At 69.0% G+C, this 15299-nt stretch carries 18 protein-coding genes; 9 read left to right on the forward strand and 9 right to left on the reverse strand.

The window, feature by feature from the left end:
• Nucleotides 1-157 precede the first annotated feature (157 nt).
• Nucleotides 158-1561, forward strand: a complete 1404-nt coding sequence (locus LGM89_RS23375) for an MBL fold metallo-hydrolase RNA specificity domain-containing protein (RefSeq protein WP_089498434.1) — start codon at nucleotides 158-160, stop codon at nucleotides 1559-1561.
• A gap of 70 nt (nucleotides 1562-1631) precedes the next feature.
• On the opposite strand, the gene LGM89_RS23380 is transcribed toward LGM89_RS23375, so the two are convergent.
• Nucleotides 1632-2672 (reverse strand): zinc-dependent alcohol dehydrogenase family protein, encoded by a 1041-nt coding sequence (locus LGM89_RS23380; RefSeq protein WP_226274026.1) that lies wholly within the window; start codon nucleotides 2670-2672, stop codon nucleotides 1632-1634.
• A 497-nt stretch (nucleotides 2673-3169) separates the two neighbouring features.
• On the opposite strand from LGM89_RS23380, the gene LGM89_RS23385 reads away from it, so the two are divergent.
• From LGM89_RS23385 to LGM89_RS23395, 3 genes are all read left to right on the forward strand, one after another.
• The gene (locus LGM89_RS23385; RefSeq protein ID WP_226274027.1) at nucleotides 3170-4009 is read left to right on the forward strand and encodes a universal stress protein; all 840 of its coding nucleotides are present in this window, start codon (nucleotides 3170-3172) and stop codon (nucleotides 4007-4009) included.
• Between the two features lie 213 nt (nucleotides 4010-4222).
• Entirely contained in the window at nucleotides 4223-4726 is a 504-nt protein-coding gene (locus LGM89_RS23390; protein WP_089498431.1) for a universal stress protein, read from the forward strand.
• Nucleotides 4723-5556: a universal stress protein gene (locus LGM89_RS23395; RefSeq protein ID WP_089498430.1), complete on the forward strand. Its 834-nt coding sequence runs from the start codon at nucleotides 4723-4725 to the stop codon at nucleotides 5554-5556. The genes LGM89_RS23390 and LGM89_RS23395 overlap by 4 nt, the downstream gene beginning before the upstream one ends.
• 48 nt (nucleotides 5557-5604) lie before the next feature.
• Here LGM89_RS23395 and LGM89_RS23400 read toward each other — a convergent pair whose 3' ends face one another.
• The gene (locus LGM89_RS23400; protein WP_089498429.1) at nucleotides 5605-6075 is read right to left on the reverse strand and encodes a universal stress protein; all 471 of its coding nucleotides are present in this window, start codon (nucleotides 6073-6075) and stop codon (nucleotides 5605-5607) included.
• A 322-nt stretch (nucleotides 6076-6397) separates the two neighbouring features.
• On the opposite strand from LGM89_RS23400, the gene LGM89_RS23405 reads away from it, so the two are divergent.
• Nucleotides 6398-7045: a response regulator transcription factor gene (locus LGM89_RS23405; protein WP_089499043.1), complete on the forward strand. Its 648-nt coding sequence runs from the start codon at nucleotides 6398-6400 to the stop codon at nucleotides 7043-7045.
• 337 nt (nucleotides 7046-7382) lie between these two features.
• Nucleotides 7383-8156, forward strand: coding sequence for a fumarate/nitrate reduction transcriptional regulator Fnr (gene fnr / locus LGM89_RS23410; protein ID WP_089498428.1), 774 nt, complete (start codon nucleotides 7383-7385; stop codon nucleotides 8154-8156).
• Between the two features lie 32 nt (nucleotides 8157-8188).
• On the opposite strand, the gene LGM89_RS23415 is transcribed toward fnr, so the two are convergent.
• Nucleotides 8189-9178, reverse strand: a complete 990-nt coding sequence (locus LGM89_RS23415) for a zinc-dependent alcohol dehydrogenase family protein (protein ID WP_226274028.1) — start codon at nucleotides 9176-9178, stop codon at nucleotides 8189-8191.
• 174 nt (nucleotides 9179-9352) lie between these two features.
• Here LGM89_RS23415 and LGM89_RS23420 point away from each other — a divergent pair, with 174 nt between their 5' ends.
• The 3 genes from LGM89_RS23420 to LGM89_RS23430 are packed head-to-tail and all read left to right on the forward strand — an operon-like array spanning nucleotide 9353 to nucleotide 11777.
• Complete coding sequence (locus LGM89_RS23420; protein ID WP_226274029.1) at nucleotides 9353-10354, forward strand: Acg family FMN-binding oxidoreductase; 1002 nt, start codon at nucleotides 9353-9355, stop codon at nucleotides 10352-10354.
• Nucleotides 10355-10399: 45 nt separating this feature from the next.
• Complete coding sequence (locus LGM89_RS23425) at nucleotides 10400-10735, forward strand: c-type cytochrome (RefSeq protein ID WP_226206138.1); 336 nt, start codon at nucleotides 10400-10402, stop codon at nucleotides 10733-10735.
• Nucleotides 10736-10757: 22 nt separating this feature from the next.
• Nucleotides 10758-11777 (forward strand): TIGR00730 family Rossman fold protein, encoded by a 1020-nt coding sequence (locus LGM89_RS23430; protein WP_226206136.1) that lies wholly within the window; start codon nucleotides 10758-10760, stop codon nucleotides 11775-11777.
• Between the two features lie 109 nt (nucleotides 11778-11886).
• Here LGM89_RS23430 and LGM89_RS23435 read toward each other — a convergent pair whose 3' ends face one another.
• The 6 genes from LGM89_RS23435 to LGM89_RS23460 all read right to left on the reverse strand — a co-directional run bounded on the left by LGM89_RS23435 (nucleotide 11887) and on the right by LGM89_RS23460 (nucleotide 15149).
• Nucleotides 11887-12126: a hypothetical protein gene (locus tag LGM89_RS23435; RefSeq protein WP_226274030.1), complete on the reverse strand. Its 240-nt coding sequence runs from the start codon at nucleotides 12124-12126 to the stop codon at nucleotides 11887-11889.
• 70 nt (nucleotides 12127-12196) lie between these two features.
• Nucleotides 12197-12847 carry a BON domain-containing protein gene (locus LGM89_RS23440; RefSeq protein ID WP_089443923.1) on the reverse strand — a complete coding sequence of 217 codons (651 nt, stop codon included), beginning with the start codon at nucleotides 12845-12847 and terminating at the stop codon, nucleotides 12197-12199.
• A gap of 257 nt (nucleotides 12848-13104) precedes the next feature.
• Nucleotides 13105-13539: an Hsp20/alpha crystallin family protein gene (locus LGM89_RS23445; protein ID WP_089443922.1), complete on the reverse strand. Its 435-nt coding sequence runs from the start codon at nucleotides 13537-13539 to the stop codon at nucleotides 13105-13107.
• A 180-nt stretch (nucleotides 13540-13719) separates the two neighbouring features.
• Nucleotides 13720-13995, reverse strand: a complete 276-nt coding sequence (locus tag LGM89_RS23450) for a DUF1488 domain-containing protein (protein ID WP_089443921.1) — start codon at nucleotides 13993-13995, stop codon at nucleotides 13720-13722.
• A 66-nt stretch (nucleotides 13996-14061) separates the two neighbouring features.
• Complete coding sequence (locus tag LGM89_RS23455; protein ID WP_089498422.1) at nucleotides 14062-14532, reverse strand: universal stress protein; 471 nt, start codon at nucleotides 14530-14532, stop codon at nucleotides 14062-14064.
• A gap of 143 nt (nucleotides 14533-14675) precedes the next feature.
• A complete protein-coding gene (locus tag LGM89_RS23460; RefSeq protein WP_089498421.1) occupies nucleotides 14676-15149 on the reverse strand; it encodes a hypothetical protein in 474 nt (157 codons plus the stop codon).
• Between the last annotated feature and the right edge of the window lie 150 nt (nucleotides 15150-15299).

Genomic DNA, 15299 nt, shown 5'->3' on the forward strand with positions numbered 1-15299 from the left:
GACGTCAACCCGGAGCCGCAACGGCCGAAGAACGAACCTCGCCCGAGCCGGGCCGAGCACGGATACGGATACGGCAATCCCTGATTTCCATCAATCGCCGCGCGCGCATCCGCGCTGTAATCGACTCACTGCTCCGTCCACTCCCGTGAGGCGATCCATGAAACTGACATTTCTCGGCGCGACCGAAACCGTGACCGGGTCGAAGTACCTGGTCGAGCACGGCAACCGGCGCGTGCTGGTCGATTGCGGCCTGTTCCAGGGCACCAAAAACCTGCGGCTGCGCAACTGGAGCCCGTTGCCGGTCGCACCCGACACGCTCGACGCGGTCGTGCTCACGCACGCGCATATCGACCATACCGGCTATCTGCCGGTGCTGGCGCGCGAGGGGTTCCGCGGGCCGGTGTATTGCACGGCGGCCACGGCCGAACTCTGCGACATCATGCTGCGCGACAGCGCGCGGCTGCAGGAGGAAGAAGCCGATTTCGCGAACCGCCACGGCTATTCGAAGCATCATCCAGCGCAGCCGCTCTACACGCTGGACGATGCGCAGCGCGCGCTGCACCTGCTGAAGCCCGTCGCGTTCGACGAATGCACGGCGCTCGGCGGCGGGCTCGCGTTCCGCCTGCTGCCGGCCGGGCACATTCTCGGCGCGGCGAGCGTCGTGATGCACTGGGATCACAAGGTGCTGGCCTTCTCGGGCGACCTCGGCCGCTATCACGCCCCGATCATGCAGCCGCCGCTGGCGCCCGCGCATGCGGACTACCTGGTCGTCGAATCGACGTACGGCGACCGGCTGCATCCGCAATCGGACCCCGAGAGCGAACTCGCCGCGCTGTTCGACAAGACCTTCGCGCGCGGCGGCGTGGTCGTGATGCCGTGCTTCACCGTCGGCCGCGCGCAGGAGATCCTGCACACCATCGCGCGCCTGAAGGCGTCGGGCCGGATGGCGCGCGTGCCGGTATTCGTCGACAGCCCGATGGCCACCGACGTAACCGAGATCTATCGTCACCATATCCTCGAACACCGGCTCACGCCTTCCGAAGCGAACGCGCTCGGCCACGCGGCCACGATGATCCGCTCGGTCGAGCAGTCGAAGGCGATTGCCGACCATCAGGGCCCGATGGTCATCATCGCCGGCAGCGGGATGGCCACCGGCGGCCGCGTGCTGCACCACCTGAGCCGCTACGCGCCCGATGCGCGCAACACGATCGCGCTGGTCGGCTACCAGGCGGCCGGCACGCGCGGTGCGGCGCTGGCCGCGCACGAGCCGACATTGAAGATCCACGGCGAGTACGTGCGCGTGCGCGCGCAGGTCGAGTCGATCACGACGCTCTCCGCGCATGCCGACTACGAGGAGATCCTCCGCTGGCTCGGTACGATGCAGCGCGCGCCCGTGCGAACCTTCGTCACGCATGGCGAGCCGGCCGCGGCCGACGCGATGCGGAGGCGCATCGCGGAGCGGCTGCACTGGCCGTGCGAGGTGCCGGTGTATGCGCAGTGCGTCGATCTCGATGCGGTCGAATCGGGCGACACGCGCGAGCCGGCCGCGCTTTCCTCCTGACGGCGTGTCCCACGGGACGGGGCGGGAACCGGGTGTCGCCTGCCGGTTCCCGCCGCGCGCGACCCGGCCATCAACCGACTTCGATGATGACCTTCAGCGCGTGGGTTTGCGCCGCGCGGCCGAACGTGTCGTACGCGCGCTCGACGTCGTCGAGCGAGAACCGGTGCGTGATCAGGCGTTTCGGATCGAGGCGCCCGGCGCGCACGGTCTTCAGCAGCATCGGCGTGCTGACCGTGTCGACGAGCCGGGTCGCGATCGAGATGTTGCGATCCCACAGCTTCTCGAGGTGCAGGTCGGCCTTGACCCCGTGCACGCCGACGTTCGCGACCACGCCGCCCGGCGCCACCAGTGACGTGCACATCTCGAACGTCGCCGGAATCCCGACCGCCTCGATCGCGCAATCCACGCCGACGCCGTCGGTCAGCTTCATCACTTCCGCCACCGGGTCGCCGGTGCGACCGTCGATGCAATCGGTCGCGCCGAAGCGATGCGCCACGTCCAGCCGGTTGCTGTCGGGGTCGATCATGATGATCCGTGCGGGCGAGTAGAACTGCGCGGTCAGCAGCGCCGCCAGTCCGATCGGGCCCGCGCCGACGATCGCGACCGAGCAGCCCGGCTGCACCTTGCCGTTCAGCACGCCGCATTCGAACCCGGTCGGCAGGATGTCCGACAGCATCACGAGCGCCTCCTCGTCCGCGCCCGGCGGAATCCGGTAGAGGCTCGTCTGCGCATGCGGAATGCGCACGTACTCGGCCTGCGTGCCGTCGATCCGGTTGCCGAGGATCCAGCCGCCGGTCGTGCAGTGCGAATACAGGCCGCGCCGGCAATATTCGCAGCGGCCGCACGACGAGATGCAGGAGATCAACACGTGATCGCCCGGCTTCAGCGCATCGACGGCGGCGCCGACCTGCTCGACGATCCCCACGCCTTCGTGGCCGAGAATGCGGCCGGGTTCGCAAGTCGGGACGTCGCCCTTGAGGATGTGCAGGTCGGTGCCGCAGATCGTCGTGCGCGTCACGCGCACGAGCGCGTCGGTGGGCGACTGCAGCTCCGGCATGGGCCGCTCCTCGAGCGCCTTGCGCCCGGTCCCGTGGTAGACGAGTGCTTTCATTAGGATTCCTCCATCAAAAGGGTGACAGGTACGTTCGTGACGGAAGCCGAATGCCACGCGTGCACGCTTGAACTGCACCGGTACGTACGGCCTCGCGCAGATAGCGGTCGATGGCGGCGCCCGCGTTCGTCTCGTCGCGCCTCGCCTGCCGGGTCGATTCGCCGAAGGCAACAGGTGCGTGAGTTGCCGCGAACCCACCCCGCAAGGGGTGCATGCCCCGAGTCGCGGTTTGGCGCACACATCCGCCACGCGAGATCGCGACCCGCACGGCACACGTCGTTCAGCGACATCGACGCGCGGAGCGCATCGCGGTCCCGCCTTCGATCCGATCGAAGGTCCGGCCGCCGCCCTGACGCCCCCTACCCATGATCGACGCCGCGACCGTTTCACTGTGCGGCCGCAGCGCGCAATTGCCGTTGATCTGAGTCAAGCGCGCGGACACCCTGCTTCGTAGACTGGATTGCACTGGCGGATGACCCGTCGATGGAGCGATTCCGATGAGCTACAAAAGCCTGGTCGTACACCTCGATACGAGCGCCCGCGCGCATTCGCGCCTCGAACTCGCGTTGCGTCTCGCCCGGCGTTTCGGTGCACATCTCACCGGCCTGTTCGCGGTCTACACGCCGGAGCCGCATTCGTTCTACGTGATGGCCGGTTCCGCCGACTATTTCCGTGAACACCGCGAGCGGCGCGATGAGCGGCTCGCCGCGCTGGAGCGCCTGTTCCATGCGGAAGCCGCCCGCGCAAACGTGCCGGCCGCCTGGGTTCGTGCCGACGATCGCGCGAACGTCGCGGTGCCGCGCGCCGCGCGTCTTGCCGACCTCGTGATCGCGGGCCAGAGCGACCCGAACGATCCCGAAACCTATGTCGACGACCAGTTTCCGGAGAACCTCGTGCTGTCCGCCGGTCGCCCGGTGCTGTTCTGGCCGTACACCGGGGAATTCCCGTCGATCGGCGAACGGGTGTTCGTCGCCTGGGACGGCAGCCGCGAAGCGGCCCGTGCCGCGCACGATGCGCTCCCCTTCCTCGAGCACGCGAAGCGCACGACGGTCGCCGCGGTGGTCGACGGCGACGCCGAAGCGACGACCACGCGCGTTCCCGCCGCCGATGCCGCGTTGATGCTCGCGCGCCACGCGCGTGACGTGAACGTGCTCGACATCGATACCGGTGCCGGCGCGTCGGTCGGCGACACGCTGCTGTCGCGCGCTTACGAAACGGGATCGGACCTGCTCGTGATGGGCGCGTACGGCCATCCGCGCTGGCGCGAGATGGTGATGGGCGGCGCCACCCGCACGGTGCTCGCGTCGATGACGCTCCCGGTGCTGATGTCGCACTGAACCGGCCGCTGCGGACGCGCACGCGAATGCGAACGCGGGCCGCGCGCAGGTCGTGTCGGCCGCGTCGCGCGCGGCCACGGTAGCCGTCGAGACGACCCACGCAGCGTGGATCGCCGCGCGCACCGCGCCAACCGCGACGCTTGATCCAGATCAGCGCGAGCGGCGCGCACGCGCCGATGATGATTTCATCCACCTCCGTTCAAGGGACATGCCATGTACTCGAACATTCTGGTTGCGCTCGACGGCAGCGACACGTCGTCCCGAGCCCTCGACGCCGCGCTGGCCATCGCGTCGGAGACGGGTGCGCGGCTGACGCCCGTCTACGTCGTCGATTTCCTGGTGCCGGCGTACGACATGTACGGCTACGATCCGTCGATCCTGGTCGACGCCTTTCGTGAAGAAGGGCTGCGCGTCACCGAAGACGCGGCGCGACGCCTGAAGGCGCGCGACGTCGCCGGCACGCCGCAGATCTCCAACGTCGCGCCGGCGGGCGAAGACATCCCGCACCGGATCGTCAGTCTTGCCAACGAAATCGAGGCCGACCTGATCATCATGGGCACGCACGGCCGGCGCGGCGTTCAGCGCCTCTTCCTCGGCAGCGTGGCCGAGCGCGTGCTGCGGCTGACCACGTGCCCGGTGCTGATGATTCCGGCGGCCTGCCCGTCCGGCAAACCCGCCGAGACCGTCGCGGCCTCCACCGAAAAGGAGCCGTCATGAGCTACAAGACCCTGCTCGTCCACCTCGACGACAGCGCGCGCTGCGCGACTCGCGTCGACCTCGCGCTCGAACTCGCGGCGCGCTGGAATGCGCATTTGATCGGCCTCTACGCGGTCTGCCAGGATCTCTTCGAACCGCTGCGGCGGCCCGACGAACCGCTGAAGCTGGCCGTGTACGAACGCCTGTGCGACCAGCGGCGCAAGGAGGCCGAGGAGAAATTCCTGATGGCCGCCGAGCGCGCGGGGCGCAGCGTCGAGTGGCAGGCGCCGGCCGGCGACGCAACTGCCGCCGCGATTCTGCACGCACGCCACGCCGACCTGCTGATCCTCGGCCAGGAAGACCCGGACGATCGCATGACCTACGTGGCGCGCCATTTCGTCGAGGATGTCGTGATGGGCAGCGGCCGTCCGGCGATCGTCGTGCCCTACGCGGGCGACGTGCGAACGATCGGCGAGAACGTGCTGATCGGCTGGGACGGCGGGCGCGAGGCCGCCCGCGTGATGGCCGACGCGCTGCCGCTGCTGGCCCGCGCGCGCTTCGTCAACGTCGAGACGGTCGTGCACGGCCAACCCGATCCGGACAAGACGCCGCCGGGCGTCGACGTCGCCGCGTATCTCGAGCGGCATGGCGTGCGCGCGTCGTTCTCGACGACGCCGCGCGACCGGTCGGTCGGCGTCGGCGCGACGCTGCTGAACCGGGTGACCGACCTGCATGCCGATCTGCTGGTAATGGGCCTGTACAGCCATGCGCGCATGCACGAACGCGTGCTGGGCGGTGCGACGCGCACCGTCCTCGAGACGATGACGGTGCCGGTGCTGCTGTCGCACTGACGCCGCACGCATGACGAAGGGGCAGCCGCCTGCGGCTACCCTCTTCCGTCACAACACGGCCGCGCACGCGCCCCGCCCCTCACGCACGACCAGCACCGGCCGGTCGGCGGTGCGCACCAGCGATTCGGCGACGCTGCCGAGCACCGCGCGGCGCATGCCGCGGCGCCCGTGCGTGCCCATCACGATCAGGTCCGCGTCGCATTCCGCGGCAGCGCGCGCCAGCACGGACGACACCGCGTCGCCGCACGCGTCGATCGTGTGCGCGATGCCGCGCACGCCGCACAGGCGAAACGCGGCCTCTGCATCCGCCACCGCGATCGCGGCCCTGTCCGCATCCAGCCCCGCCGGATCGCGCGGGTCGAGGTAGCCGCGGTCGACGTCCGTCCGTCGTGGCGCGTCCGAGACCACGCACACGGCGACGATCAGGCCGCCTGAATGACGGGCGAGCGCGATCGCCTCGTCGAGCGCGAGCCGCGCACCGCGGCTGCCGTCCAGTGCTGCGAAGATCCGTGCGTACATGACGCCTCCCTGTCGTTGCCCGGCATCGACCGGCTTGCCGAACCAGTCTGGGGCCGGCCGACGCGATCCGGTTGACGCCGGTCAAGCCCACGCGACGGCGGCAGTCCGCATCGATCCCGATTGGCGAACGCCGGCGACCGGCGCACAATTTCGGGGCATCGACGAACCGGACCCCGTGCCGATCCGGCCCCGACGACGATGGACATCGTCCGGTCATCGGCGTCGGCCACCATCGAACGATCGAGCGCGCCGGTCCGCGACGATGATCGACGCATGCCGCCGCGTGGCCCGCGCCACGCGATCCGGCAAGGAAGGGATTGCCATGATCCGGGTACTCATCGCCGACGACCACGCCCTCGTTCGGGACGGTCTGCGGCACATCCTGCAGAATGCCAGCGGCTTCGAGGTCGCGGGTGAAGCGTGCGACAGCACGTCCACGATCGCGCGCGTGCGGGATACCCCCGCGAACGTGCTGGTGCTCGACCTGTCGATGCCCGGCCGCAACGGCGTCGAACTCATCAGGCAGATCAAGGACGAGAAGCCGGCATTGCAGATCCTCGTGGTGACGATGCACGCCGAGCAGCAATATGCGGTGCGCGCGTTCCGCGCCGGCGCATCCGGCTACATGACCAAGGAGAGCGCGAGCGCCGAACTGATCGCGGCGCTGACCAAGATCGCGGCGGGCGGCGTCTACGTCAGCCTGACCATGGCCGAGCAGTTCGCGCAGAGCCTGAACGAGCCGACCGATCTGCTGCCGCACCAGCGTCTGTCCGACCGTGAATTCGACGTGTTCCGGCGCGTCACCATCGGCGAGTCGATCTCCGAAATCGCGGAAGCGCTCTGTGTCAGCGTCAAGACGGTCAGCACCTACAAGACGCGGATTCTCGAGAAGATGCAAATGCCGAACGACACGGCGCTCGTGCGCTATGCGATGCGCCACAAGCTGTTCGACGACCCGGACGAGCTCTGACGGCGGCGCGGGCGCACGACCGGTGCGCCCGCGCGTCGCGCCCGGACAGAATGCCGCACCCGTGTAGGAAACCGCCTACATCACTTCCATGTGACCTACTGCATCTTCCATGGCTGCTGATTTCCTTGACGCCGCGCAACCTCCATACTCCAGATCAAGAAAAACAAGTACGCGCGTCGCGGAGCAAAGGCGGCACTCGCCGTCGGGACAGGTCTGCCGGCTCGTCCGGCGCGGTTCTTCACCATGAGTGCGACAACCGTCAGGGCCGCGGGCGCTACCACCCGCGCGATCCCGCCCACGGCGGCTCGTCGCCGTCCTGAACGTACTGGAGCCGATCATGCAGCGCCCTGCCGAAGTTTCGCCGACCACGCCGTTACGCCCGTACATCCCGCTGCATTCCGTCGACCGGGCGGACCAACCGAAGCGCGCCGCGTCCCGTTGCTCGACGTGCGCGTTGCGGACCGTCTGCATGCCGACCGACCTTTCTCCTGACGAATTCGCGCGCGTCGACGCGATGATCTGCACGACGCGGCACGTCAGGCGCGGCGAAACGCTGTTTCGCGCGGGGGATGCGTTCAACAGCATCTATGCGGTGAGGACCGGATCGTTCAAGACCATCGTGATGCATCGCGACGGCGACGAGCAGATCACCGGCTTCCAGATCGTCGGCGAATCGCTCGGGCTCGACGGCGTGCACACCGGGCACCACAACGGCGACGCGATCGCGCTCGAGGACAGCACCGTCTGCATCATTCCGTTCGGCCAGCTCGAGCAGATGTGCCGCGAAGTCCGGCCGATGCAGCATCACGTGTACCAGATGATGAGCGGCGAAATCGTCCGCGAATCCGCGCTGATGCTGCTGCTCGGCACGATGACCGCCGAACAGCGCGTGGCCGCGTTCCTGCTGAACCTGTCCACGCGCTTCAAGGCGCGCGGCTACTCGGCCGCCGAATTCGTGCTGCGGATGACGCGCGACGAGATCGGCGAATATCTCGGGATGAAGCTCGAAACGGTCAGCCGCATGATGTCGAAGTTCCAGCACAAGGGGCTCGTCGCCGCGCAAGGCAAGCAGATCCGCATCGTCGATCCGGAAGGCCTCGGGCGAATCTGACCTCGCCGCGCACTGCGCGCGCGGCCCGCGCATCAGCCGCGCATCGCGAGTACCGCCGCCCCGGACAAACGGCCCGTGCGCAGATCGTCGAGCGCGCGGTTCGCATCGGTCAGCGCGTAGCGCACGGCCTCGACCCGCAGCGGCGTCGCCTCGGCGACCCGCATGAATTCGACCGCGTCCGCACGTGTCAGGTTGGCGACCGACACGATGCGGCGCTCGCCCCACAGCCACGCGTACGGAAAGCCCGGGATATCGCTCATGTGAATGCCGCCGCACACGACGGTCCCGCCTTTGTCGACGGCGCGGAGCGCGGCCGGCACCAGTGCGCCCACCGGCGCGAAGATCAGCGCGGCGTCGAGCGCCTCGGGCGGCACTTCGTCGCTGTCGCCGGCCCACGCGGCGCCGAGCGAACGCGCCAGCTGCTGCGCCACGGTATCGCCGGGCTTCGTCAGCGCAAACACCTTGCGCCCCTCGGCATGCGCGACCTGCGCGACGAGATGCGCCGCCGCGCCGAAGCCGTAGATGCCGATGCGCCGCGCATCGCCCGCCATGCGCAAGGTTCGAAAACCGATCAGGCCGGCGCACAGCAGCGGCGCGGCTTCGAGATCGGTGTAGCGCTGCGGCAGATGCACGCAATAGCGGTGGTCGGCGACGGTGCGCTCTGCGTAGCCGCCGTCGATCGTATAGCCGGTGAATCCCGGACTGTCGCACAGATTTTCGCGGCCGGTCGCGCAGTATGCGCAATGGCCGCACGTCGAGCCGAGCCATGGCACACCGACGCGCTCGCCCACCGCGAAGCCCGTCACGCCCGCGCCGAGCGCGTGCACCGTGCCGACGATTTCGTGCCCCGGGATCAGCGGCAGTTTCGGATGCGCGAGCTCGCCGTCGACGACGTGGAGGTCCGTCCGGCATACGCCGCATGCGTGTACGTCGATCAGCAACTGGCCTGCCGCCGGCAACGGGTCCGGCACGCGCGCCTCGCGCAAATGCGGTGTCGTGCCGTCAAACATCATCGCAAGCATGCTCGCCTCCTCGCGCGCGCCGGCGCGTACGCTTCACCTCTCCACGCTAGTCGCTGCGCGTCGCGTACGCACGGCCCGGTGACGGACGCTTGATGTGGGTCAACGGCGGACGGGCGGTTGCTGACACGATGAAGTGGCATCACGCCCGACGTGTGGCGACCAGGAGATGATCGAATGGTATCCGTTCCCCCACTAGCCGCAAGCGCCCACCCTGAAGCGCATCTGAGGTCGCTGCTGGCCTACGCGGTGCTGGCCCCGTCCAGCCACAACTCGCAGCCGTGGCGGTTCATCGTCGACGGCCCCACGATCGCGGTCTGCGCGGATCGTGTCCGTGCGTTGCCCGTCATCGATCCGTTCGATCGCGAGCTGATCATCAGCTGCGGTGCGGCCCTGCTCAACCTGCGCGTCGCGCTCGATCACGCCGGGCTCGCCCACACGATCAGCCCGTTTCCGTCCGATATCGATCCCGATCTGCTCGCGCTGGTCCGGGTGTGCGACGACGGCTATTCCGACGCGTCGCTCGGCGCGCTGTTCGATGCGATTCCGGAGCGCGTCACGACGCGCGCGCCGTTCGACTCGACCGCCGTGCCGGACGACCTTCAGCAGGCGCTGATCGCGGCCGGCGTCGCGGAAGGCGCCGAGATCACCTGCGTCGACTCGATCGCGCACCGCGCACGGGTGGCCGAGCTGGTTGCAGAGGCCGATCAGCAGCAGTTCGCCGACCCGCGCTTCAGGCGCGAACTGGCGAGCTGGATCGATCCGCGCCGGCACACCGACGGCATGCCGGCGTTCGCGGCCGGCGTGCCGACGCTGCTGGATTTCGCGGCGCCCGTCGTGACGATGGCGGTGCGGACCTTCGATCTCGGCAACGGGCTGGCCGCGCTGCATCACCAGCTCGTCGGCGCGTCGCCGCTGGTCGTCTGCATTTCGACCGTGCGCGACGATCGCGACGCGTGGCTCGCCGCCGGACAGGCGCTGGAGCGCGTCCTGCTCGTCGCGACGCGTGCAGGCTATACCGCGTCGTACCTGAACCAGCCGATCGAGACGGCCGGGCTGCGCGCCCATCTGCGTCACATGCTCGGGCTGCACGGCGAGCCGCAGTTGCTGCTGCGGGTTGGGCGCGGCCCGCATGCGCCGCACTCGCCGCGCCGCCCGCTCGATGATGTCGTTTCGTGAGCGCGCCCGGCGGCGCTGCCTTTCTGATCCGGACGAGGAAACATCATGAGCTTTCTGCGTGACGCCGCCTTCTGCGTGACCGTCACGGCGGCGCACCTTGCCGCCGCGCAAACGGCCGTGCCCGAGCCGACCGATCTCGTCAATGCGCAGCACTGCATGTTCTGCCATACGTCCGACATGACGTTCCTCGGGCCGTCGTTCCACGACATCGCGCAGCGCTACCGCGGCGACCCGGCGGCCGCGCCGGAACTGGAACGCAAGCTGCGCGTCGGCGGCCGCGTGCACTGGGGCGACACGCCGATGCCGTCCGCCGAGGATCGCGGCGGCCCGCTGTCCGCCGACGATGCGCACCAGCTCGTGCAGTGGGTGCTCAGCCAGTAACCGGCCCGCCAGCCAGCCGCTCATGTCGACCGTCGTCAAACGCGTTCCCGCCGGTATCGCTCGTCGAGGCGGAGTGCGCCGACGTACCGCAGCCGGCCCGACGCCGGCGGCCGCGCCCGGCAAACGCGCACGCACGCGGCCCGATGCGATCGTCGGCGACGACCGCGTCCAGCGCATCCCGCATCGCGCGCCGCGTCTCGCCAACCGCCCGAACCGCACGCCCGCCGACGACGATGCCACCGTCCTGCAGCGCGCGGGCATGCGCGGCATCCGGCTGCAACTCGACTACTGGAAGGCCGAGGAACGCCTGCAGAACGAACGCATCGGCCATGCCGTCGTGATCTACGGCAGCACGCGCATCGTTGCCCCTGCCGTCGCGAACGCGCGGCTGAACGAAGCCAATCACCTGCTCGCGGCGCGGCCGCACGATGCGGGCCGGCGTCACGCCGTCGCAATGGCGAGCCAGCTCGTCGAGCACAGCGTGTATTACCGCGTCGCGCGCGAACTCGGGCGCATCGTCGGCCACGCCGACCGGTGCACGCGCACCGCGCGGCTCGCCATCGTCACCGGCGGCGGCCCCGGCATCATGGAGGCCGCCAATCGTGGCGCGTACGAGCGCGGCGCGCCGAGTATCGGCTTCAACATCGAGCTGCCGCGCGAACAGGCGCCGAACCCGTACATCACGCCCGGTCTCTGCTTCCGGTTTCACTATTTCGCGATCCGCAAGCTACACCTGCTCGAACGCGCGAAGGCGGCGGTATTCTTCCCCGGCGGCTACGGCACGTTCGACGAGCTGTTCGAAGTCCTGACGCTGCTGCAGACGCGCAAGATCCCGCCGTTGCCGGTCATCCTCGTCGGCGAAGCGTACTGGCGCCGCGCGGTGGACCTGGCCTTCCTCGCGGACGAAGGGATGATCGACCGCCGCGATCTCGAGCTGTTCACGTACTGCGAATCCGCCCCCGACATCTGGCGCGCGATCGGCGGCTGGTATGCGCGGCGGCGCACCCGTCGCTCGCGCCGCGCCGCCGCACGCCGCCCGTGATCGGTCGGACGGTCACGCACGTCGGCGCACACGCGATGCGGCATCGACTGCATCGGATGACGAACGAAACATCGCCACTCAGGCAACGCGTTCACGACCGCCCCGGACTTCAAATCGTGAACATGTTCGACTTCCTCAACTCGACCCACGTCATCCCGGCGCGCAGCCCGTCGATCGCGGCTTCGCGCTCGGTGTCGCGGGTCCGGCTGTGCGCGAACGTGCGCTCGCACGCGCCGTCCGGCGACATCAGCGTCAAGTGGATCCTGCAACGGTAGCCGCCCGTTCCGGTGGCGATCGTCTCGAACGCCACCGACCAGTCCGCATCGTGTACCTCGCCTGACAGTGTCATTTGACTCCCCTTCCGCGCGGACCGCGCATCCGGTCGTCGGTTGCCGCTTGCCGCTTGCCGCTTGCCGACGTTACTCGACGACCAGGTCGTCGACGACGGCGCGCACGCCGCGCGCCGACCATGCCGCCCCGCGCACGGCCTTGCGCTCGGAGAACGAGCCGACCTTGCCGGACAGCCGCACCGTGCCGTCGCGCACCTCGATCGCGATGTGCTTCGCCTCGCGCTCCGCATGGCGCATGATCGCGCGCTTGATGTTGCCGCCGATGTCGGCCGAGCCGATCGCCCCCTGCACCGCGATATGGTCGGTCACGCCGGTCACGCTGCGCATCTGCGAGATCGCCCGCACGGCCAGGTGGCTCTGATAGGCCCATTCGACCCTGCCGGACAGCGTGATCCAGCCGTGTTCGACCTGCACCTTCACCGCGTCGTCGTGCAGCCCGACCGTCCAGTGCAGCACCGAACGCACCGCGTTCGCGATGTCCTCGTCGGTGCGGACGTCGTCGTCCGGCAGATGCACGGTCATGTCGACGACGAGCGCCTTGACGCCGGCCACGCGGTTCGCCGCCCGCTCGATCGCCAGTTTCTCCGCATAGCTCGGCGGATGACCCGAAAGCGTCACGATCCGGTTGACGACCTCGACACCGATACGTGTCGCGTCGATCGCCGGGTCGGATTCCAGTTCGTCCTGAACGTCCTGCTTCAACTGCTTGTCGGTCTTCATCGCCTGCACTCCCGTGAGCCGCGGCGCGCCTGTGCGCGGCACGTTTCCAGATTTGCACACGCGCGGCGAGGGAGCGCTGATGCAGGTCAACGGACGCCGCCCGACGCGCAGACGGAGCGCTACTTCGCCGGCGGCGCCGGATCGAATGCGCAGGCGTTCGCGCGACCGCCTCAATGAAACGGCGCGCGGATCGCGCCGCGCGCCGATAGCTCCGTTCGGACGACGCGTGCCCGCATCGCCCGCTGCCGGCCGTCCGATCAGCTGATGGCCAGTTTCTTCTGCGCGACCGGCGCCTTCTTCGGCAGCGTCAGCGACAGCACGCCGTCCTGGTAAGTCGCCGTTGCGTTCGCGTCGTCGATCTCGCCCGACAGCGAGAACGAACGGCTGATCGCGCCGCTGTAGCGCTCGCGGCGGATCACGCGTTCGCCCTCCTTCTGCTCCTGGTTGCGCTCGACTTTCGCGTGGATCGAGACGGTGCTGCCCGTCACCTGGACGTCGATGTCGTCCTTGGCGACGCCCGGCAGTTCCGCGTTGACCGTGTACGCCTTGTCGCTTTCCGTCACGTCGATCTTCATCGAGGCCAGGTCGGGCTCGTCCGTCAGCGTCATCCCGCGCAGCGGCCTGAACAGCCCCTGAAACAGGTCGGCGACGGGTTCGATCGAAAACGGATCGTAACGCGTGACATTGCTCATGGTTCGTACTCCTTCAACGATAGACAGGCGGGCCGCGCCTTCGTCCCGCTCGCGCGACGCCATGACGAAGACCGGATCGGCGCGGCACCGTGTGCCGCGCAACGGACGAACGATCATCAGGATTCCAGCGTAACTGCCCGTATCGGCACGCGCTTGATGCGCGTCAACGGCCGCTGGCGTTCACGTGCAGAACCGGAAATAGCCGCTGTGGAGCAGGATCGGCCGGCCGCCCATCTCCTCGAGCAGGCAGCGTGCGGCGCGCTCGATCGCGGGCCGGTGGCGGGCGAACGCCTCCACCAGATCCTGTTCGCGCGGCGACGCCGCGCGGAAGTGATCCTCCAGCGCCGCAGCGGTGATCGCGCAATGCACGCGGCGGCCTTCGACCAGCGCCGGAAAGGTCAGCGCCGGATCCAGGCCGCAATACGTCGGATGTTCGGAAGGAAAGGAGATCTGCATGATGCTCACCTCGGCAGGTTGCGCACGGGCAGGCGCCGGCTGGCGGCGCCCCCGTGCATGGCGGCCCTAAGCTGCCGCCGCGGCCGGTGCGGCGTCGCTGCCGCGCACGAGCAGGACCGGGCAACTCGATCCGCGCAGGAACCGTTCGGCGACGCTGCCGAGGAACAGCCGTCGGACCCCGCGCCGCCCGTGGGTGCCGACCACCACGAGATCGATAGACCGCTCGGCGACGTAGCGCTGCAGCCGTTCGGCGACACTCTCGCCGATCTCGGTCTCCAGGAGTTCCGTCTCGCCATTGACTGCCGCGTGCGCAATAGTTCGTTCCACGTGTCGCAGGACCGACGCACCATCGCGCCGGATCTCGTCGAGCAATGCATCCGGGTCCAGACGTCCGCCGAACGTGATCATCAGCGACTTGTCGACGACGAAAGCGGCGAACAGGCGCGCACCGTACGAGCGCGCCACCTTCAAGCCCTCGTCGAGCGCGCGTTGCGACGAAGGGCTGCCGTCCACGGCGACCATGATGTTCGTGTACATACCGACCTCGCTGGATGACCCGATGCGCCGGCGGCGTTCGGCCTGGTTTTCATCATCGGCGTTCGCCGGAAACAGGCGTTGACGGAGGTCAACGGTTCGGAATCACGCGGCAACCGGCACGCGAGCGAGCGCGCGACGCCGGATCATCGCGGCACAACCGGCGCAGTCGGCGCGTCGGACGAACGCGCCGGGTTCCCGTACGACCGGAAGCCCCGCTCGATGTCGAGGATCTTCGTCGCGCACGCGTCGTACCGCCAGCCCGGGCCGCCATCGCTGTCGTACATGCCCCTGCACATCGCCTTGAGCCGGATCACCGACGCGCCGCCCGACGCCGTGCGGGAGGCCCACAGATATACTTCTCCGGCCAGAAACGGCGCCGCCGTTTCGATCGTCTCCGCATCGGCGCGCGTGATCCGGGTCGACGAATGCGCTTCGACATAGCGGCGTGCGAAGTGCCATGCACGGTCGCATTCGGCAGGCGTCGAACACTGCAGCACCGCGGCCTGGCGCGTCGCGAACAACTGCGTTTCCGTCGACCGGAAGGCCGCGTTCCGTTGCGCGCCGGCGCACGCGTTCAATGCAAGCAGCACGCCGAGCGCCCATAACCGTTGGTTCATCACCCTGCCCCGCAACGCATCGCGTTCCGCCCGCCAGCGGGCGGCATGAACACGCCCGGCGCGAATCCGGCCCCGTCGCCGCCGCCATCCCGCATCCGGCGCGCAGTCGCGTGCGGCATCGCGCGAGCGTTCGACTCGACTGTATGGCTT

Source organism: Burkholderia sp. AU31624, from assembly GCF_020420065.1.
Lineage (GTDB): Bacteria > Pseudomonadota > Gammaproteobacteria > Burkholderiales > Burkholderiaceae > Burkholderia.

Bases quoted from the DNA above. Each gene is read 5' to 3' on its own strand.
- LGM89_RS23405 (WP_089499043.1), top strand. From the start codon at position 6,398: ATGATCCGGGTACTCATCGCCGACGACCACGCCCTCGTTCGGGACGGT.
- LGM89_RS23375 (WP_089498434.1), top strand. From the start codon at position 158: ATGAAACTGACATTTCTCGGCGCGACCGAAACCGTGACCGGGTCGAAG.
- LGM89_RS23440 (WP_089443923.1), bottom strand. From the start codon at position 12,847: ATGAAGACCGACAAGCAGTTGAAGCAGGACGTTCAGGACGAACTGGAA.
- LGM89_RS23380 (WP_226274026.1), bottom strand. From the start codon at position 2,672: ATGAAAGCACTCGTCTACCACGGGACCGGGCGCAAGGCGCTCGAGGAG.
- LGM89_RS23450 (WP_089443921.1), bottom strand. From the start codon at position 13,995: ATGCAGATCTCCTTTCCTTCCGAACATCCGACGTATTGCGGCCTGGAT.
- LGM89_RS23385 (WP_226274027.1), top strand. From the start codon at position 3,170: ATGAGCTACAAAAGCCTGGTCGTACACCTCGATACGAGCGCCCGCGCG.
- LGM89_RS23435 (WP_226274030.1), bottom strand. From the start codon at position 12,126: ATGACACTGTCAGGCGAGGTACACGATGCGGACTGGTCGGTGGCGTTC.
- LGM89_RS23420 (WP_226274029.1), top strand. From the start codon at position 9,353: ATGGTATCCGTTCCCCCACTAGCCGCAAGCGCCCACCCTGAAGCGCAT.
- LGM89_RS23460 (WP_089498421.1), bottom strand. From the start codon at position 15,149: ATGAACCAACGGTTATGGGCGCTCGGCGTGCTGCTTGCATTGAACGCG.
- LGM89_RS23425 (WP_226206138.1), top strand. From the start codon at position 10,400: ATGAGCTTTCTGCGTGACGCCGCCTTCTGCGTGACCGTCACGGCGGCG.
- LGM89_RS23395 (WP_089498430.1), top strand. From the start codon at position 4,723: ATGAGCTACAAGACCCTGCTCGTCCACCTCGACGACAGCGCGCGCTGC.
- LGM89_RS23390 (WP_089498431.1), top strand. From the start codon at position 4,223: ATGTACTCGAACATTCTGGTTGCGCTCGACGGCAGCGACACGTCGTCC.
- fnr (WP_089498428.1), top strand. From the start codon at position 7,383: ATGCAGCGCCCTGCCGAAGTTTCGCCGACCACGCCGTTACGCCCGTAC.
- LGM89_RS23400 (WP_089498429.1), bottom strand. From the start codon at position 6,075: ATGTACGCACGGATCTTCGCAGCACTGGACGGCAGCCGCGGTGCGCGG.
- LGM89_RS23445 (WP_089443922.1), bottom strand. From the start codon at position 13,539: ATGAGCAATGTCACGCGTTACGATCCGTTTTCGATCGAACCCGTCGCC.
- LGM89_RS23415 (WP_226274028.1), bottom strand. From the start codon at position 9,178: ATGCTTGCGATGATGTTTGACGGCACGACACCGCATTTGCGCGAGGCG.
- LGM89_RS23455 (WP_089498422.1), bottom strand. From the start codon at position 14,532: ATGTACACGAACATCATGGTCGCCGTGGACGGCAGCCCTTCGTCGCAA.
- LGM89_RS23430 (WP_226206136.1), top strand. From the start codon at position 10,758: ATGTCGACCGTCGTCAAACGCGTTCCCGCCGGTATCGCTCGTCGAGGC.